Origin of the sequence: Amycolatopsis jiangsuensis (genome assembly GCF_014204865.1) — a bacterium.
Classification (GTDB): domain Bacteria; phylum Actinomycetota; class Actinomycetes; order Mycobacteriales; family Pseudonocardiaceae; genus Amycolatopsis; species Amycolatopsis jiangsuensis.
The window spans coordinates 628,396-646,864 of the sequence record NZ_JACHMG010000001.1 but is presented as its reverse complement, the minus strand read 5'-3'; the positions used below and the strand labels follow the sequence as shown (position 1 = coordinate 646,864).

Sequence of the window (18,469 nt, the reverse complement as noted above, 5' to 3'; positions counted from 1 at the left end):
TCTCCTTCGGGGCTTCGGTTCGGGCTTCAGCTGCGGGGCAACGGGCGCGCCGCGGCGAGCGGGGCGACCGCGGCTCGCACTCGCGGATCGGCGAAGAATCCGTCGACGGTGACGGGAAGCGGAATCCGCCAGTTAGGGTACTCATCGACGGTGCCCGGCAGGTTCGGCTGGCGCCGCTCGCCGATCACGTCGGCCGGTGAGGTGAGCACCAGCCGCGACGCGGCCGAGGCCAGCAGTGTGTGCAGCGCGGCCACCGGGTCGTCGTCCGGGACGCCTTCGCGCGCGACGAGCTCCAGCAGCGCCCGGCGTTCCCCGGCCGCCTCGGCGTACTCCTCCTCCACGGACCGGGTCAGCAGGCCCAGCTCCGAACGCACCCGCACGTGCTCCGCGCCGAGCCAGCCGGAGACGGTCGGCAGATCGTGCGTGGAGATGCTGGCCATCGCGTCCGGATCCCAGTCCGCCGGCCGCGTGAACGGCTGGCCCGTGGCGTCCCAGTCACGCTGGAACCACAGCACCGCGGAGCTGAGCAGCCCGCGCTCGTGCATGGTCTCGGTGACGGTGTCCTCGACCGTGCCCAGGTCCTCCCCCACCACCACGGCACCAGCGCGGTGCGCCTCCAGCGCGAGCACGCCGAGCATCGCCTCCGCGTCGTAGTGCACGTAGGTGCCGCGGCCGGCCGGCTCGCCGGGCGGGATCCACCACAGCCGCCACATCCCGGCGACGTGGTCGACGCGGATCCCGTCCGCGTGCCGGAGCACGCCGCGCACGACGTCGCGGAACGGCCGGTACCCGGCTTCGGCGAGCCGGTCCGGTCGCCAAGGGGGCAGATTCCAGTCCTGGCCCTGCTGGTTGAAGGCATCCGGCGGCGCACCGACCCGGACCCGGGGCGCGAACGCCTCGCGTGCCGCCCAGGTGTCCGCACCGCCGGGATGGACCCCGACCGGCAGATCGTGCACCACCCCCACGGGCATTCCGGCCGCCCGCGCGGACCGCCGGGCTTCCTCGAGCTGCTCGTGGCACAGCTGCTGGAGCCAGCCGTGGAACTCGATCCGTTCGGCGAGCTCCGTGCGGGCGGCGGCCACTTCGGCACTGCCCGGATCGCGCAGCCGCTCCGGCCAGGTGCGCCAGTCGCTGCCGTGCACTTCGGCGAGCGCGCAGAACGTGGCGAAGTCACGCAGGTCGTCGTCCAGGACGATCGGGTGCGGGTGGAACGGGCGCAGCAGCTCGAGGGCGTCCCGTTTGGCGGTCCAGACCGCGTCGTAGTCGATCAGGTCGCCGCCGGCCGCGGGCCCGTGCAGCTTCGCGCGGGTTTCGGCGTCGGCCAGCCGGAACGCCTCGGTATCGGAAACGCGCAGGTAGAGCGGGTTCGCGAACCGGCGGCTGGAGGGCGAGTACGGCGACCGCTCGACCGGATGCGCCGGTGCGACCGCCTGTACCGGGTTGACCAGCAGCACCCCGGCGCCCAGTTCGGCGGCGGAACGGGACGCCAGCACGGCGAGGTCGCCGAAGTCGCCCATCCCCCAGGACTCGTCCGAGTGCAGGGCGTAGAGCTGCAGCATCCAGCCCCACGCCGGGGGCACCGCGGGCAGCCGGTCCGGGACCACCGCCAGCGGGATCCTCCTGTCCGCGGTCACCACCTCGTGCCAGCCGAGCGGGAGGCCGGCCGGGAGCTTCGTGCCGACCTCGCGGGTGGTCCCGTCCTCCAGCTCCACCGTCGCCGGGACACCCAGCTCGCGCTCCTGCCCGTACCGGACGATCAGCGCGGGCGGCAGCCCACCGGAAGCGCGGGCCTCGCGCACCGCGGCCAGCGCATGCCGGACGGCTTCCGGCGTCGACGCGTCGACGTCCAGCTGGGCGAGCACGGCGACGACCACGTCCGCGTCGACGGCGACCTCGACCTGGTCGGAGTTCTCGTACCGGGTGGCCACCCCGTGCGCGGCGGCGAGTTCGGCCAGTTCGGGGGACACATCGGGGTTCGGGGATCCGGGAGCGGGGCTCTGCACCGGTCCAGTCTCGCGGGCGGGGCCCGGCCCCGCCATTCGCCCCGCCGCACCCCTGATGAAACCCCGCACGAACGAAGCGGTGACCGGCCGGTCGGGGGGCGTGCCGGCCGGTCACCGCCACACAGACACAGAGGACCCCCCGCCCCGGAAATGACGCCCGAGGACGTAGTTCACCCGTTCGAGTGGGCGCGGGACACGGAACGTCTGGCGGAGGCCCGCGGACGGCCTGTCCGGGCCGGAGCGTCCGCCTGGCACCTCGCGGCCGGTGGGCCGCCGGACTGCCCGGGCCACCGGCCGCAGAGCCGCCGACTCCCGCAGCCGAGTCACGCTCCGCCTGCAGGACGCACCACTTCGACGGTAAGCACGCCCCTCACCGCAAGCACGCCCCTCGCCTCAACCACGCCCCTCACCGCAAGCACGCGCCTCGTCCCAAGCACGCCCTGCGCGCGACCACGCCCCTCGCGCGACCACGGCCCCCCGCGGCAAGCGCGCCCTCGCTACAAGCACGTCGCTCACCCAAGCTCGCCCTCGCCACAAACACGTCACTCGCCGAAGCACGCTCCGCGCGCGAGCACGCCCCGCGCCCCGAGCACCACGCCTGCGACCACGACCTCGCTCTAAGCACCCCACGTGCGAGCACGCCTCTCGGCGCAAGCGCGCCCTCGTCACAAGCGCGCCGCCGACCGCTGCAGGACGCCTGCACGACCGGCCTCACTCAAGAGCCGAAGGCACGGGTCCGAAGGAGAAGACGTTCCCAGAGGAGCAAGTCAGGTCACGAACGGGCCGGTGCCGACTCGAGTTTTCCCGCCAGCCGCCCCAGCCAGGCCTCGACCTCCGCGGGCTCGCGGTCGGGCAGGCCGAACACCACCTCGGTCACGCCCGCGTCGGCCAGCCGGGTCAGCCCGGCGGGGTCCGGGCGCGGGCCGAGCGCCACCACCTCCGGGACGCCACTTCGCCCCACGCCGTGCCAGATTCGGTGCAGCTGCGCGATCTTCTCCTCGGTGTCCTCTTCGGACGGTGTGGTGAGCCAGCCGTCCGCGTGGCGGGCGATCCAGCCGAACGTGCGCTCCGTGCCGCCCGCACCGACCACGACCGGAATCCGCGGCTGCGCCGGTTTCGGCCACGCCCAGCTCGGACCGAACTCCACGAACTCCCCCGTGTGGCTTGCCTCTTCCTCGGTCCACAGCGCCCGCATCGCGGTGAGGTACTCCTGCAGCGCAGTCCGCCTGCGGGCACCGGGCACGCCGTGGTCGGCCAGTTCGTCGGTGTTCCAGCCGAAGCCGACACCGAGGGTGACCCGGCCGCCGGACAGGTGATCCAGTGACGCGATCGTCTTCGCCAGCGTGATCGGATCGCTTTCCACCGGCAGGGCGACCGCGGTCGCCAGCCGGATCCGCGACGTCACCGGCACCGCCGTGGCCAGCGCCACCCACGGGTCGAGCGTGCGCAGGTACCGGTCGTCGGGCAGGGTCGCGTCGCCGGTGCGGGGATGCGGCGCGGACCGCCGGACCGGGATGTGGGTGTGCTCGGGCACGTAGAACGTGTCGAAGCCGGCCGCCTCCGCCGCCTGGGCCGCGGCGGCCGGGCTGATCCCGCGGTCACTGGTGAACAGCACGATCCCGTATCTCACCGCGCCGACGGTATTAGAACATGTTTCAGTTTGCAACCGAGCGGCGCCGGATTCGCGATTATTCCGGCAAAACCGATGCTTGACGGCACCCCGGCCCGGGTACTCCACTGAAGAAGTGCGATCACCGGCCCGTCCTGCCCGAGGAGGGGGTCATGCTGCCCCATCACGACCGCAGCGCACTGCGGAAGATCGAAGAGGAACTGGCCGCGAGCGACCCCGAGTTCGCCGCCGCGTTGAGCCACGGCGCGCCACCCGCGCGTTCGCGGCTGTGGTTCGTCACCCTGATCCTGGCGGATCTCGCCGCCCTGCTGATGATCGTCTTCGGTCTCACCACCGGGGACACCGGACTGTTCCTGTGGGGTTTCGTCGCCACCCCGGCACTGGTGTGGGCCCACCGGATCGTGCGGCAGCACACCCAGGAGGACACCCAGGAGGACGCGGCCGGGGAATCCTGACCCTCAGCGCCCGGCAGCGCGTCCGAGCAGCGGGGTGAGGCGGTAGGGCACCAGTTCGCGCATCACCAGCGCGTTGCTGGTGCGCTCCACCCCGGGTATCTCCAGCATCTGCCCGGCGATCCGGTACAGGTCCTCGGCATCGGCGGCCACCACGTGCACCAGCAGATCCTGCGGCCCGGTCAGCCCGTGCACCTGCAGCACCTCGGGCACCGCGGCGAGGGATTCGCCCACCTCGCCCAGCATCCGCTGGGTGACCTGCACGGTGACGAACGCCGTCAGCGGATAGCCGAGCGCGGCCGGATCGATCCGGTGTTCCGGCGAACGCAACCCGCCGCCCTGTTCCAGCCGGGCGAGCCTGCTCTGCACGGTGTTGCGCGAGAGCCCCAGCTCGTCGGCGAGCGCGACGGCGGTGGCCCGCGGATCGCGTCCGAGCGCGAGCAGGATGCGGGCGTCGGTGGCATCGAGCCGAGGGCCACTGGGCATGGTGCGCAGTCCCTTCCGCGCCGACCGGCGCCGTCCTGTGCGTTCTGCTCAATTCTTCCGGTGTCGGTTGAGCAGCCTAACCAACTCTGTTGGACTGGGCCGAACGTTGCGCCCAAGAGAGGTTTCCGCCGCTGTGACCAGCACCGCCCCCGGCCGGGTCCGGGAGAACGACACCGTGGACGTCCTGCGCGAGGTGGCCGACCGCGTGCTGTGGCTCTCCACCGCGATCATCGACCACGCCAACCGCGTCCGGCCGAACCCGACCGGGCTGAAGGTCGGCGGGCACCAGGCCTCGAGTGCCTCGATGGTCTCGATCATGACCGCGCTGTGGTTCGCCCGGCTGCGCGAGCAGGACCGGGTTTCGGTGAAGCCGCACGCCTCCCCGGTGCTGCACGCGATCAACTACCTGCTCGGCGACCTCGACGAGAAGTACCTGACGTCGTTGCGGGAATTCGGCGGCCTGCAGAGCTATCCGTCGCGGTCGAAGGATCCGGACCGCGTCGACTACTCCACCGGTTCGGTCGGCATCGGCGCCACCGCACCGCTGTGGGGCGCGCTGGCCCGCCGCTACGTCGAAGCGCACGGCGGAGGCGCGGGCACCGGACGGCAGTACTCGCTCATCGGGGACGCCGAACTCGACGAGGGCGCCTGCTGGGAGGCGGTTCTCGACCCGACGGTGGCGGAGCTGGGCGAGGTCGTGTGGATCGTCGACCTCAACCGGCAGTCGCTGGACCGGGTGGTCCCCAACATCGGCGCGACCCGGCTGCAGGGCATGTTCACCGCGGCCGGCTGGCAGGTGCTCACCGTCAAGTACGGGCGGCTGCTGCAGGACCTGTTCGCCCGGCCGGGCGGCGAGGCGCTGCGGCGGCGGATCGACGAGATGTCCAACCCGGAGTACCAGCGGCTGCTCCGCTGCACCCCGGCGCAACTGCGGGAACGTCTCACCACCCCGGAGTCGGCACCGCTGCTGGACACGCTCGACGACGAAACCCTGTACGCGGCCATCCGCAACCTCGGCGGGCACGACCTGCCCGCGCTGCTGGACGCGTTCGACGCCATCGACGACACCCGTCCGACCGTCGTTTTCGCTTACACTGTCAAGGGATTCGGGCTCGCGAGCGAGGGACATCCGCAGAACCACTCGTCGCTGCTCACCGCCGGCCAGCTCGGCGAGCTCGCCGCCCGGGTCGGCACCTCGGTCGACGCTCCGTGGCAGACGTTCGCCGACGGGACCGCGGCGGCCCGCCTGTGCGCCGAGACCGCGACCCGCCTCCGGCGCGAAACCGTGGTGCCGCAGGCGATCCCGGCAATTCCGGCGGACATCGGCCGGACCCCGTCCGGCCGGACCACCACGCAGGCCGCACTCGGCCGGACGCTGCTCGACCTCACTCGTGAGGCCCCCGAAGCCGCGGAACTCGTGGTGACGCTGTGCCCGGACGTCTCGTCCACCACGAACCTCGGCGGCTGGGTCAACAAGGTCGGCGTGTGGTCGCCGCAGGAGCGCACGGACTGGTTCGCCGACGATCCGGAGACCATCCTGCACTGGCGGGAGCAGCCCACCGGCCAGCACCTGGAACTGGGCATCGCCGAGGTGAACCTGGTGAGCGCGCTCGGGGAACTGGGTACCACCTGGTCACGCTGGGGCCGTCCGCTGCTGCCGATCGGGGTGCTCTACGACCCGTTCGTGGAGCGCGCGCTGGAACCGTGGTCGTTCGGCATCTACGGCGGGGGCCAGTCGATTCTCGTCGGTACCCCGTCCGGCGTCACGCTGGCGCCGGAGGGTGGCGCGCACCAGTCGGTGACCACCCCGTCGGTGGGCCTGGAGCAGCCGGGATGTGTCACCTACGAGCCCGCGTTCGCCATCGACGTGGAGTGGACACTGCTCGCGTCGCTGTCCCGGCTGGGCCGGCCCGACGGCACCTCGGCGTACCTGCGGCTTTCCACCCGGCCGGTGGAGCAGCGCCTCGCCGCGGTGCCGGAGGACCGGGCGGCCAGGGAACGCCGCCGTCGCCAGGTCGTGGCCGGCGCTTATCCGATCCGCACCGCCCCGGTCGCCCGGCCGGACGTCACGCTGGTGGCCATGGGCGCGATGGTCACCGAGGCACTGACCGCGGCCGATCGGCTGGACGCGCTCGGCACACACGCCGACGTGGTCTGTGTGACCAGCCCCGGCTTGCTTTTCCGCGCCGTGCAGGCCCGCGCTGGCCACGACACCGCCGAAACGTGGATTCTCGATTCGGCGCTGCCCACGGAACGCTCCGCGCCGATGGTGACCGTGCTCGACGGGCATCCGCACACGCTCGCGTTCCTCGCCACCGTGCACCGCGTCCGCGCCACGCACCTGGGTGTGACGCGGTTCGGGCAGTCCGGCGACCTGGACAGCGTGTACCACCACCATGGCATCGACACCGACAGCATCATCCGGGCGGCGCTCGACGTCACCGACTGACGTTTCGTGACCCCGGTCACAATCGTGTCCGGAGAGAACCTCACCCACCCGTGCCGGCGACTACCCCGATGAGCCCCGCGATGCGGGGCGGACCGGTAAGTGTCCGAATCGGACACTCAAGGGAGGGAGATGCGATGTCCGTGGTGTCACGCAAGGGGAAAATCGTGATCGGCGCGGCCGCGGTGGCGGCGGTGGCGGTCACCACGACCGGGTTCACCGTCGCGTCGGCGGTCCCGGAGCAGGGAACGGGGAACACCGTGGGAGTTCAGCAGCAGCAACCGCCGAAGGGCGCGCGGGCGACCGTGGAGGTCACGCCCAATCCGGCCGCCCCCGGCGAGGAGATCACCATCACCGGCACCTGCGCCGACGGCACCGGCCTGAAGCGCGTCGTCGGCAACTCGCCGGAACGCCCGAGCCTGGAAGACGTCACGATCGTCGACCCGGGCCCGGAGAAGTTCACCGCGACCGCCAAGGTGAGCGACAAGCTCGGCTACGGAGTAGGCCCGGTCCTGGTCGACTGCGGCGGCGAAGCCGGCGTCACCCTGCTGGTGACCCGCGGTCACTAGCAGAGGTCGGCCTTCCCTGGCCCGGCCGTATGGTCGGCCAGGGAGGGCAGCCTGGGTGCCTGCGGTCTCGTGAGTACTCAGACCGGTTCTGCAATAGCCGGCGCGAACACTCACGAGGCCGCCACACGAGGCCAGCGGTGCCTGCAGCGCCGGCCGAAGCGAACACCGTCGCCCGCTGGTAAGTCGGTCAGCCGGAGCTGGTCGCTCCCGCGGGGACCTGGTGCAGGGAAAGGTTCTGCCCGGCTTCCGGGTCGGCCGCCCACGCCCCGGACTCGGAGGTCCAGGTCTGTCCGGCGAAGCTGACCTTGTCCACGCCGAGCGCGGCGGAGCGCGCCACGAGCCAGCTGCCGATCCGCCAGCCCTCGTCGGCCGGGTGGGCGCCGCTGAGCCGGGCGGTGCCGAGTTCGGCGTTCGCGGTGTCCACCAGATCCACCTCCGGCTGCCCGACGGCGATGTTGCGGCAGGTCAGCGCCGCCGGGTACTGGCCGGTCAACGCGGCCGCGGCGGCGGCGGCCACGGTTTCCCACTGTGCGTACGCGTCCGGCGCGCCGGAGCGCTGCACTTCCTGTGCCGCCTCGGTGATCGGCATGCTCTGCCAGCCGGGGAGCTTCGCGAGCCTGCGGTAGAACGCCGTCGCCGCGTAGACCGGGTCCTGCAACTGGGCCGGGGTGCCCCAGCCCTGGCTCGGGCGCTGCTGGAACAGGCCGACCGAATCACGGTCGCCGCCGGACAGGTTGCGGAGCTTGGATTCCTGCAACGCGGTGGCGAGCGCGACGGTCACCGCGTGCGCCGGCAATCCCTCCTTGCCGGCGACCGCGGCGATCACCGCGGCGTTGTCCATCTGCTGGGGCTGCAGGGTGTACTGCGGGGCCTCCTGGTCTGCGGCCGGCGGGGGCAGGCTCACCGTGCAGCCCGGCGTCCGTACCTCACCGCCCCGGGAAAAGACGACCACCACCACGACGACCGCGGCGAGCACCACCACGACAGCCGCGATCGCCAGCCGTACGCCACACCCGCGCACCCGCTCCCCTGCCCTTCCACCACACCTGCACCGGTGTCCAGTCTGCCCGGACGCCGGTACGCGCGGCTGCGCGGGTCGGTCAGCGGGTCGGTCAGGTGCCGAGGAAGATCGGGTTGGACAGGGCGACCATCGCGTTCGGTGTCGTGGTGTCCGGGCCGCCGGCGGGCCGGCGCACCTCGGCCCGCACCCATCGGCTGTACCGCGGGTAGGTCGTCCAGCGCACCGTTGCGCTGCCGGATTCCGGCACCGTCGCGGTGTGTTCCGGCCCCAGCTGGTCGAGCAGCGTCACGGTGGTGCCGGGCACGCCTTCGACGCTCGCCCGCACGGTGACCGGCGTCCCGGTGCCCACCGTCAGCCGCTCCCCGATGCCCGCCGTGCGACCGTCGCCGGACACCGAGAAGTCCAGCCGCACCGCCTCCGACTCGGCCAGCCACGAGTGGCCGGCCTTGATCCCGGCGAGCAGTTCCGCCCGGGCGAGCCGGTCGGCCAGTACGACGGTGTGCGGCAGTCCGACGCGCTGCTCCGGGTTGTGCGCGTCGGAGTCGCCGATCGCCGGGATCCAGCGGCCACCGCGGAGCAGGCCGTCCCAGTGCGTCACGCTCGCCTCGTCGTCCGCGGTCCACGGACCGTTCCACACCTCGACGACGTCGGCGATCTCGTAGCCGAACTCGTAGGTGCAGCCGAAACAGTTCGCGAACGGATGCGCCGCGGTGACCAGCCCGCCCGCACGGTGCACCTGGTCGGCGAACCGGCGGAACTCGCGGGCATCGGCGGCGCGGTAACGCCAGTCGACCCAGGTCCCGGCGGGCAGGCCGATCGCAGGCCAGTGCCCGGATCGGGTGGTGACCTCTTCGCCGTTGAGGATCAGCAGGTCCTCGGTCGCGTGGTCGCCCCAGATCAGCTGCGAGCTCGAGGTGTTGTGGTCGGTCGAGACGATGAAGTCCAGCCCGGCCGCGCGCGAGTCGGCGACCAGCTCCTCCGGAGTGCGCTTGCCGTCGGAGTACACCGTGTGCAGGTGGCAGTCCCCGCGGTACCACGCCCGCCCGCGCTCCCGCGCCGGCGCACGATCCGGCGCGGGATTCGGCCGGAACGGCTCCCGGTCGTCGTGGCCGAAGGTGAGCGTGATGTCCACGCGGTAGTCCATGCCCTGCGGCGCGACCGTGTACGGGCCCAGGACCACGTGCCAGCGGCCGGGCGTGACCGGGCCGGCGAGGTAACCGGGGGTGGCCTCCGCGGCGCTGATCGAGAACCGGTCACGGAAGCCGCCGGACCAGCCGCGAAACCCACGGCGGGTACCGAGTTCGTGGCCCTCCGGCCCGAACATGCCGATGTCGCAGGCGTTCCCGCGGACGCCGGCCGGCACGGACGGCTTGTCGTAGGAGTAGGCGACGTCGATCTGCCGTGCCCCGGGCGGCACGTCGACCGGCACGTAGTACCAGTCCGGTACGTCCGGCCGGAAAGTGCCGGTGACGGTCCTGGTCTGCGTCGCGGTGCCGGCCGCGGGCGCGGCGAACGCCACCCCCGGCAGGATGCTCATCGCGGCACCGGCGGCGGCCACCCCGCCCGCCCGCAGCACAGCGCGCCGATTCGGTTCCCCAGCTGTCATTCCCGCACCTCCCTCGCCGACGCTATGCGGGAGTCCGGGCACCCGCAACGACGCGCACGTGAACACTCGGCGACCGGCCGGCGGGCATTTTCGGGAAAAAGATCAGCCGCGGCTGCCGGTCAATTCTCTTTCCGGCTCCGGCGCACCGGCCGCGGGAGCAGCCGGAACACAAGCCAGGAGCAGAAAAGCCGCCACGACGCCCAGGAGCACGTGGCCGGCGAGGGCACACAATCCGCATAATGCGGTCCACAGGACGATCTTCATTCGCCGAGTGTAGAACCGTACCGAATCGGCGGCGCCGGACTTGGGAAAGACTTAGGGTTCCCCACCCGCTATTCGCCGAGCTGAATAGTCACCCGGAAAGGGAAAGGGCCGCCTTGCCGAACTCGCCGGAAGCGAGTCCCGTCCGCGGCGAGGCCGCCGTCCCACCGGGCCGCGCGTTCGGGCAGGATCGTGGGGTGCCCACTCCCGGAACCAGTGCGCTCGTCGTCGAACTGCCCGCCGCCGCCGGACTGCTCGCCCTCGCCGCGGAGGTCGATCCCGGCCTCGTCCGGCCGGGGCTCCCGCCGCACGTCACGGCGCTGTACCCGTTCCTGCCCGCCGCACAGCTCACCGAGCGGACCGACGAGGCCGTGCTCGCGCTCGCCCGTGCGCACGAGCCGGTCGAGGTCCGGCTGGCCGATCTGGTGACCGCGCCCGGGTTCGTCGCCGCCGCCGCGCCGGCGCTGCAGCCGCTGGCCGACGCGGTGTGCGCGCGCTGGCCGGAGGTCCCGCCCTACGGCGGACGGTTCGGAGCGCATCCGCCGGTGCACCTGACCATCGCGATGGGGGGCACCGACGCACAGCGCGCCACGGTGGCCGAACGCGCGGCCGCCGCACTCCCGGTGACCGAACGCGCCGACACGCTGCACCTCGTGGTGCTCACCGAGCAGGGCTGGCAGCTCCGGCTGTCGGCTCCGCTCGGAACTCCCGGGCAATAGCCCGCAGCCGCGTCACATCCGCTTCGAACGCCGTGCCGGCAGCGCTTTCCACCGCGTCGCCGGACGCGGGTCCTTCCCCGGTGCGCAGCGCGCGCACTGCCGCCGGCGGCGACAACCGGGGATCCACTCCGGCAAGCAGGAGGCCGTCGCTGATCTCGCTCATCATGGTCAGCAGTCGTTCCCGGCCGGTGCCGTCCTCGTGGTCGAGGCGCACGACATCGGGATAACGCTCGACCAGATGCGTACGCAGCGGGCGTAATTCCGCGCGAGCCCGCGCGTCACGCAGCGCCCGTCCCGCGGCCGGAAACGCGGGCACGGTCAGCCCGACCACGAGCAGCAGCACCGAAACCGCCGGGAAACCCACTGCGAGCGCACAGTGCGGAGTCGAAAACGCACCCTCGCACACCTCCGCGACCGGGTGCTCAGCCCCGACGTCACGGATCAGGTCGACGATTTTCCCCACCAGGTAGGCGAAAGCGACCAGGCAGGCAACGAACACCACACCGAGTCCGGCCCGGAACGCACCGGTGCCCGCACGGACCGCACCGGCCGACACCACCGCGATCTCCGCGACCGCGTACCCGAGATACGAGGTGTAGACGACGATGTAGGCGATGAGTGTCGGATTCGAGCGGTACAGCTCGCTGAACAGCCCCACCCCGGTGGGCAGCCCGCGGGTCGCGAAGAACGACACCGCCAGCACCACCAGCGCGACCAGCAGCACCGCCGGCCTGATCCGCTTCCGCCGATGCCGCACGCCGCCGATCTCCGCGACGGTGACGGAAACCCCGTACGCGGCCACCATCGTCGCGAGATTCGACAGCAACCGGCCCAGGCTCGGGTAGATCCGGCTCTCCACCGCCTGCGCGCTGTTCGCCAGCAAGCAGAAGGCGATCCCCAGTGCGATCAGGGAGATCGCCAAGCCGCCCCCTGCGCCGGTCCGGCGCGCACGCACCGCACGCCAGATCCCGATGGCGACCGCGAACAGCCCGACCCCGAAGAAGAGCGCGTCGATCATCCGCTATCCGAGCACCGACGCGAACCGCCGCGCACGCTCGGCCGCCGGGCCCGAGGCTTCCGGGCGCACCGGCGCGTCGTCCGAGGTCGCGGCGCTCAGCAGCAGGACGGCCATCAGTTCCGCCTCGTACTCGTCGGCGTCGGTGGTGACCCGGGTGAGCAGATGCGACAGCAGGTGCGCGGACAGGTCCGGGGCGACCCGTGCCGCGTCGGCCTCGGACAGCACGCAGTCGCCGCGGTGTTCGCAGAGCACGTGGGCGATCTCGTGGGCGATGATGTGGTCCTGGTGCAGGCTGGAGGTGCCGTCGGCGTAGGCGACGAGGTCGTAGCTGTCGTGCCGCTGCCAGGCACCGGAAGGCTGCCCCGGCGCGTATCGCACTGCCAGCAGGTCGATGTCGCGGCCGCGGTGGCGTTCCAGCCGGTCGATCCAGGCGTTCATCGACCACGGCCGCGGCGGCGGCACGGCACGCAGCAGGGCCCGCACCCGCCGGCGGGCACGCGTGCGCAGCACCGGGTCGATGACCCCTCCCGAAACGGACGGCGGCAGGACCAGCCGGCCGCACCACGGGGTCCCGGGCACGCCGGCGACCGCCAGCATAGCGGCCCGGCTCACTCCGGTTTGCGTCCGCGCCGGGTCCGCTCGCGCCCGGAGGCGTAGCTGCCCAGCTGGTCCATCAGCGCGGTCACCGTCTCGCGGTCCCGGCCGGACAGCCGCATCGCGCGCTGGGCCAGGTCCCGGGCCTGGGTGTCGCGCCAGGCGACGACCTCGGCGACCTGGCCGTCGACCTGGTCGGCCACCTCGTCGTCGAAGAAGTAGGTGACCGGCACCCCGAAGAACCGGGCCAGCGCCTGGATGTGCGAACGCTTCGGATCACGGCGCGCGCCGACGGCCAGCTGCTGCACGTGCGTCGCCGACATGCTGACCCCGGTCAGGTCCGCGACGCCCTGGGCGATCTCCCGGTAGGAGTAGGGCTTGCGGTCGGGCGGGTGCACCGTCGCGATCAGGTTCGCGAGCCGGTACGCGAAACTGCGTTCCTCGTCCTGCTCGGCCATACCGCCCCCAACCCGTCCTCGTTCCGCGACAGCTCCCAGCATAACCGTCACGTAAACTTGACACCACTTGTACCGTTCCGGATACACTCCTCGTGAGCACTGTTTAGAAAACTAAACACGGGGTCCGCGTGTGGTCGCTGGGGGTGCCCACACGCGGAACCCCTGCCGCCACCCACGCCAGCGCCCCTGCCACGACGCCGGACGCGACCGCACAAGGACCGCACAGGGCGCGGAGGTAGGTTGTCCGCCATGGCACTCCCCCACGGTCCGGAAAGGACACCTGTCGTCGTCACCGGTGGCAGCGGCTTCATCGGCCGAGCCGCCGTCCGCGCGTTCCGGGAACGCGGATATCCGGTCACTGTGGTGGACCGGGTGCCGTTCGAGACCAGCGACGAGGGAATCCGCGTCGTCACGGGCGACCTGCGGGACGCGGCGACCCGCGATGCCGCGGTGACCGCCGGAACCGGCGGCATCGTCCACCTCGCCGCTCTCACGTCCGTGCTCAAGTCGGTCGAGCTGCCGCGCGAAACGTACGCCGAGAACGTCGCGGTGACCCACGAACTGCTGGAGCTCTGCCGCGAACACGAAGTACCCCGGTTCGTGCTCGCGTCGACCAACGCGGTGATCGGCGACGTGGGCACCTCGGCCATCACCGTCGACCTTCCCACTCGCCCGCTCACGCCCTACGGCGCGACGAAGGCGGCGTGCGAGATGCTGATGTCGGGTTACTCCGGCGCGTACGGGCTCACGACCTGCGCGCTGCGCTTCACCAACGTCTACGGACCGGGGATGTCCCACAAGGACAGCTTCGTTCCGCGCATGATGCGCGCGGCGCTCAACGGTGAAGGCGTGCGGGTGTACGGCACCGGCGAGCAGCGCCGCGACCTCGTGCACGTGGACGACGTCGTGCGCGCGATCGTGCTGGCTTACGAGAGCGGGCACAGCGGCCGTGCGATCGTCGGCGCCGGACATTCCGTATCGGTACTGGAAATGGTCCAGACCGTGCGCGAGGTGACCGGCGCGGAGCTGCCGGTGGAGCACGTGCCCGCGCCGGCAGGCGAGATGCCCGCTGTGATCGTCGACGTGTCGGCGAGCGCGGAGACCATCGGCTACCGTCCGGAGATCTCGCTCGCCGACGGGCTGGCCACCGCCTGGAAGTACTTCTCGGAACTGGAGACCGCCCTCCGGTGACCCGGTTCCTCCGCCGCCACGCCTTCCTCCTCGTCCTGCTGGTCCTCGGTACCGCGCTGCGCGTGCTGACCTGGGTCGCCTACCGGCCCGCGCTGCTGTACATCGATTCGTTCCGGTACCTGGACAATCTGCAGGGGCTGCGTGCCGACCAGCTGAACCCGATCGGCTACGACCTGCTGCTGCGGCCGCTGCTCGCGGTCGGCGGCCTCGCGTTCGTCGCCGCGGTGCAGCACCTGGCCGGAATGGCGATCGCGGTGGGGATCTACGCGCTGGCGCGGCGGCTGGGCGCGCGGCACTGGGTGGGCGCGCTGGCCGCCGCGCCGCTGCTGCTCGACGCCTACCAGCTGCAGATCGAGCAGAACATCATGTCCGAGGTGCTGTTCGAGGCACTGCTGCTCGGACTGCTCTGGCTGCTGCTGGCGAAGGGGAAACCGAACTGGCGGCGGATCGCGCTCGCCGGGCTGGTGGTCGGATTCGCGGTGCTGGTGCGGCTGATCGGCATCGCACTCGCCGTGCCGTTCCTGCTGTACGTGCTCGCGGCGGGCCGCGCGTGGCGTTCATCGCGCGGCTGGCGCAACGCCGGCATCGGCGTGCTCGCGATGCTCGTCGTGGTCGTGCCCTACGCGGCGGAAGTCAAGGCGCAGACCGGAAAATGGGGGCTGACCGGCCCCTCGGGCAACATGCTCTACGGCCGTACCGCGGCGGTGGCCGACTGCGCGAACCTGAACCTGGAACCCACGCTGCAGGTCTTCTGCCCGGCCAATCCGGTCGGCACCCGGCGGGTGGACGACTACACGCACGCCGACTTCGACCCGGCCTGGCCCGGGCCGCTGCCGCCCGGCGCGGACAAGAACGCACTCGCCACCGAGTTCGCCTACGAAGTCCTCGAGGTGCAGTGGTGGGACGTCGCGAAGGCGATCATCGGCGACTTCTCGAAGAGCTTCCACTTCGAGCGCGCGAGCGCGGTCAACGACGTCGAGGTCGACCGGTGGCAGTTCCAGCAGACCTATCCGCTGTGGGCCGACGCGCCGCTGGTCGCCGCGTACACCCGTCAGTACGACGGGGTCGACCCGAGCGTCGACGAGCCGATCGCGACGATCCTGCGGCACTACCAGTTGGGTGGCGGCTTCGTGCCCGGCGCGGTGCTCGGGTTCTTCGCCCTGCTCGGGCTGGCCACCGTGCTGCGCCGCAAGAAACCCGGTGACCCGGCACGCGGTGGCGCCCTCTTCGCCGCGGGCGCCGGCCTGTTCCTGCTCTTCGCCTCAGCGGTGTTCGAATTCTCCTGGAGGTACCAGTTGCCCGCACTCGTCCTGCTGCCCGCGGCCGGCGCGCTCGGCTTCACCACGCTCACCGCGGCGAGCCGGCGCCGGCTCGCCGCGTACCCCGACGCGGTCGACGACGGTGCCGTCGCCGACTTCCACGAACGCCATCCCGGCGCGGAGCTGTCCGAGCTGACCGTGGTGATCGCCGCCTACAACGAAGCCGGCGGTATCGGCCAGGTGCTGGAGGACATGCCCGAGGAGTGCCGCGGGCTCCGGGTGGACGTACTGGTGGTCGTCGACGGCGGTACGGACGACACGGCCGCTATCTCCGAGAAGCACGGCGCGTACGTGTGCGTCGCGCCGGCGAACCGCGGGCAGGGCGCCGCGCTGCGCCTCGGGTACCACCTCGCGGCCGAGAACGGCGCGAAGTACATCGTGACCACCGATGGCGACGGCCAGTACGACAACAGCGAAATGGCCGAACTGGTCGGCCCGCTGCTCGACGGGACCGCGGACTTCGTGACCGGCTCACGGCGGCTCGGCCACGAAGAGGCGGACAACCGGATGCGCTGGCTGGGGGTACGGGTCTTCGCGTGGCTGGCGTCGCTGCTGACGCTGCGCCGGATCAGCGACACCTCGTTCGGCTTCCGCGGCATGCGCGCGGACCTCGCCTGCGCCGTCCCGCTGAACGAACCGCAGTACCAGTCATCCGAACTGCTGCTGGGCGTGACGGCGCGCGGGGCCCGCGTGCTCGAGCGGCCGATGAGCATGCGGCTGCGCAAGGCGGGCAAGAGCAAGAAGGGCGGCAGCCTGGTCTACGGCGCGAACTACGCCCGTGTCATGACGGGGACGTGGTGGCGGGGGTACGTGCTGCGTCGCGGGCGAACACGAAGCGGTCGAGCAGCGTGAACTTCAGGACGAACACCAGCGCGTAACTGACCACGTACGCGGCGTCGAGGACCACGACCCACCACACGTGCGGCAACGCGAGTGGCGCGAGCAGGTGGCCGGTGAGCGTGGTCAGGCCCACCGAGGCGAAGCCGCCCAGGGAGATGACGGCGACGTAGGGCAGCAGCTCTCGGCCCATCTCGGGCCGTCCGCGGCGGCCCCACACCCAGCGGCGGGTGAGGAAGAAGTTCAGCACCGCACCGGCGGCGAAGGCTGCGCCGCTGGCCAGCCACGGTGCCCCGCCCACGGCGAGCGCGGTGAGCAGCACGGCCTGGCTGAGCAGCGTCGCGGCCACCGAGCTCGTCGCCGCGCGGGCGAAGCGCACCAGGCCCCGGCGCCGCCGCGGTGGCGAATCCGGTGATTCCTCCGCCGTGCGAGGTTTCACCGGGTTGGTTACCGTCGTCATGTCCCCAGTCTCCCCTCGGGCCGTCCGGACCGCCGAACGGCCCCCCGGCACACAGCGGATTCACAGGTTCCCCCCAGGTGCGCATCAGCACCCGGCCGTTAAGGTTCGGACCCGGTCAGAGCGTCATGTACAAAGAGGAATCAGCGTGCTTGTCGCGTAAACAAAACGAAAGGCTCCTCCATGCGAGTGCTGGTTCTCGGCGGTGACGGATACCTCGGTTGGCCCACAGCGCTGCACCTGTCGGACAAAGGTCACGAAGTGGCCGTTCTGGACAATTTCGCACGGCGCGGTTACGACGTGGAGCTCGGTGCCGAGAGTCTCGTCCCGATCGAAGACCTGTCCACCCGGATCGAAGCGTGGCAGGAGGTGTCCGGCCGGACAATCGCGTCCTACGAAGGCGATCTGCTGGACGCCGGGTTCGTCTTCGACACGGTGCGGGACTTCCGGCCCGAGTCGATCGTGCACTTCGCCGAGCAGCGGTCCGCGCCGTACTCGATGATCGACCGCGAGCACGCGGTCTACACCCAGCACAACAACGTGGTGGGCAACCTCAACCTGCTCTACGCGATCGCCGAGATCGACCCGGACATCCACCTGGTCAAGCTCGGCACCATGGGCGAGTACGGCACCCCGAACATCGACATCGAGGAAGGCTGGCTCGAGGTCGAGCACAACGGCCGCCGCGACCGGATGCTGTACCCGAAGAAGCCGGGCTCGTTCTACCACCTGTCGAAGGTGCACGATTCGCACAACATCGAGTTCGCCTGCCGGATCTGGGATCTGCGTGCCACGGACCTGAACCAGGGCGTGGTGTACGGCCAGCAGACCCCGCAGACCGCGCTCGACCCCCGGCTGGCCACGCGGTTCGACTACGACGCGGTGTTCGGCACGGTGCTGAACCGGTTCGTCATCCAGGCCGTGCTGGGGCAGCCGCTCACTGTGTACGGCGAGGGCGGGCAGACCCGCGGCGTGATCGACATCCGGGACACCGTGGAGTGCATCCGGCTGGCCGTGGAGAACCCGGCCGAGCGCGGTGAGTTCCGCGTGTTCAACCAGATGACCGAGAGCCATTCGGTGGCGCAGATCGCGGACATCGTGGCGAAGTGCTTCCCCGGCCCGGTGCAGATCGAGCACCTGGACAACCCGCGGGTGGAGCAGGCCGAGCACTACTACCACGTCAAGCACACCGGGCTGGTCGAGCTGGGCCTGCAGCCGCACCTGCTCTCCGACACCCTGATCGAGTCGATGTTCGATCTGGTGGGCGCGAACAAGCACCGGGTCAACGACGATCGGCTGCATCCGACCGTGCGCTGGCGGGGCGCGATCAAGTCCTGATCTCCCGGCCGCTCGGCCGTCCGCCCGGGAATTGTCGGTGCCGGATGCGAAGCTGGTCCGGTCA

17 protein-coding genes are annotated in these 18,469 nt (G+C 71.5%); 7 read left to right on the top strand and 10 right to left on the bottom strand.

What is annotated here, in order from left to right; all coding sequences use genetic code 11:
* Positions 1-26: 26 nt before the first annotated feature.
* Together malQ and BJY18_RS02745 are read right to left on the bottom strand one after the other, a co-directional pair.
* Positions 27-1,967 carry a 4-alpha-glucanotransferase gene (gene malQ, locus BJY18_RS02750; protein ID WP_184784375.1) on the bottom strand — a complete coding sequence of 647 codons (1,941 nt, stop codon included), beginning with the start codon at positions 1,965-1,967 and terminating at the stop codon, positions 27-29.
* A gap of 808 nt (positions 1,968-2,775) precedes the next feature.
* Positions 2,776-3,633 (bottom strand): LLM class F420-dependent oxidoreductase, encoded by an 858-nt coding sequence (locus BJY18_RS02745; RefSeq protein ID WP_184777386.1) that lies wholly within the window; start codon positions 3,631-3,633, stop codon positions 2,776-2,778.
* 152 nt (positions 3,634-3,785) lie between these two features.
* On the opposite strand from BJY18_RS02745, the gene BJY18_RS02740 reads away from it, so the two are divergent.
* On the top strand, positions 3,786-4,088 hold the full coding sequence (locus BJY18_RS02740) for a DUF3040 domain-containing protein (protein ID WP_184777384.1): 303 nt from the start codon (positions 3,786-3,788) through the stop codon (positions 4,086-4,088).
* Positions 4,089-4,091: 3 nt separating this feature from the next.
* Here BJY18_RS02740 and BJY18_RS02735 read toward each other — a convergent pair whose 3' ends face one another.
* Positions 4,092-4,571 (bottom strand): Lrp/AsnC family transcriptional regulator, encoded by a 480-nt coding sequence (locus BJY18_RS02735; protein ID WP_184777383.1) that lies wholly within the window; start codon positions 4,569-4,571, stop codon positions 4,092-4,094.
* Between the two features lie 175 nt (positions 4,572-4,746).
* Here BJY18_RS02735 and BJY18_RS02730 point away from each other — a divergent pair, with 175 nt between their 5' ends.
* On the top strand, positions 4,747-7,020 hold the full coding sequence (locus BJY18_RS02730; RefSeq protein WP_446680358.1) for a transketolase-like TK C-terminal-containing protein: 2,274 nt from the start codon (positions 4,747-4,749) through the stop codon (positions 7,018-7,020).
* A gap of 134 nt (positions 7,021-7,154) precedes the next feature.
* Entirely contained in the window at positions 7,155-7,586 is a 432-nt protein-coding gene (locus BJY18_RS02725; protein WP_184777381.1) for a hypothetical protein, read from the top strand.
* 187 nt (positions 7,587-7,773) lie between these two features.
* On the opposite strand, the gene BJY18_RS02720 is transcribed toward BJY18_RS02725, so the two are convergent.
* From BJY18_RS02720 to BJY18_RS02710, 3 genes are all read right to left on the bottom strand, one after another.
* The gene (locus tag BJY18_RS02720) at positions 7,774-8,607 is read right to left on the bottom strand and encodes a hypothetical protein (protein WP_184777380.1); all 834 of its coding nucleotides are present in this window, start codon (positions 8,605-8,607) and stop codon (positions 7,774-7,776) included.
* A 91-nt stretch (positions 8,608-8,698) separates the two neighbouring features.
* The gene (locus BJY18_RS02715; protein WP_184777379.1) at positions 8,699-10,213 is read right to left on the bottom strand and encodes a CehA/McbA family metallohydrolase; all 1,515 of its coding nucleotides are present in this window, start codon (positions 10,211-10,213) and stop codon (positions 8,699-8,701) included.
* 102 nt (positions 10,214-10,315) lie between these two features.
* Complete coding sequence (locus BJY18_RS02710; protein ID WP_184785064.1) at positions 10,316-10,477, bottom strand: hypothetical protein; 162 nt, start codon at positions 10,475-10,477, stop codon at positions 10,316-10,318.
* Positions 10,478-10,671: 194 nt separating this feature from the next.
* Here BJY18_RS02710 and BJY18_RS02705 point away from each other — a divergent pair, with 194 nt between their 5' ends.
* Complete coding sequence (locus BJY18_RS02705) at positions 10,672-11,193, top strand: 2'-5' RNA ligase family protein (RefSeq protein WP_312873712.1); 522 nt, start codon at positions 10,672-10,674, stop codon at positions 11,191-11,193.
* Here BJY18_RS02705 and BJY18_RS02700 read toward each other — a convergent pair.
* The 3 genes from BJY18_RS02700 to BJY18_RS02690 are packed head-to-tail and all read right to left on the bottom strand — an operon-like array spanning position 11,135 to position 13,263.
* Positions 11,135-12,211: a hypothetical protein gene (locus tag BJY18_RS02700; RefSeq protein ID WP_184777377.1), complete on the bottom strand. Its 1,077-nt coding sequence runs from the start codon at positions 12,209-12,211 to the stop codon at positions 11,135-11,137. The two genes, BJY18_RS02705 and BJY18_RS02700, sit on opposite strands and share 59 nt — an antisense overlap.
* A gap of 3 nt (positions 12,212-12,214) precedes the next feature.
* Entirely contained in the window at positions 12,215-12,823 is a 609-nt protein-coding gene (locus tag BJY18_RS02695) for a hypothetical protein (RefSeq protein WP_312873711.1), read from the bottom strand.
* On the bottom strand, positions 12,820-13,263 hold the full coding sequence (locus BJY18_RS02690) for a helix-turn-helix transcriptional regulator (protein ID WP_184777376.1): 444 nt from the start codon (positions 13,261-13,263) through the stop codon (positions 12,820-12,822). Before BJY18_RS02690 ends, BJY18_RS02695 begins: the two co-directional genes overlap by 4 nt.
* Before the next feature lie 249 nt (positions 13,264-13,512).
* Between BJY18_RS02690 and BJY18_RS02685 the strand changes: the two genes are divergently transcribed.
* Positions 13,513-14,454, top strand: a complete 942-nt coding sequence (locus BJY18_RS02685) for an NAD-dependent epimerase/dehydratase family protein (protein ID WP_184777375.1) — start codon at positions 13,513-13,515, stop codon at positions 14,452-14,454.
* Positions 14,451-16,625 carry a glycosyltransferase gene (locus BJY18_RS02680; protein ID WP_184777374.1) on the top strand — a complete coding sequence of 725 codons (2,175 nt, stop codon included), beginning with the start codon at positions 14,451-14,453 and terminating at the stop codon, positions 16,623-16,625. The genes BJY18_RS02685 and BJY18_RS02680 overlap by 4 nt, the downstream gene beginning before the upstream one ends.
* Here the strand turns inward: BJY18_RS02680 and BJY18_RS02675 are convergent.
* Positions 16,555-17,070 carry a GtrA family protein gene (locus BJY18_RS02675; protein ID WP_184777373.1) on the bottom strand — a complete coding sequence of 172 codons (516 nt, stop codon included), beginning with the start codon at positions 17,068-17,070 and terminating at the stop codon, positions 16,555-16,557. The genes BJY18_RS02680 and BJY18_RS02675 overlap by 71 nt on opposite strands.
* A gap of 180 nt (positions 17,071-17,250) precedes the next feature.
* Between BJY18_RS02675 and BJY18_RS02670 the strand changes: the two genes are divergently transcribed.
* Positions 17,251-18,405: an NAD-dependent epimerase/dehydratase family protein gene (locus tag BJY18_RS02670; protein WP_184777372.1), complete on the top strand. Its 1,155-nt coding sequence runs from the start codon at positions 17,251-17,253 to the stop codon at positions 18,403-18,405.
* The last annotated feature ends 64 nt before the right edge of the window (positions 18,406-18,469 follow it).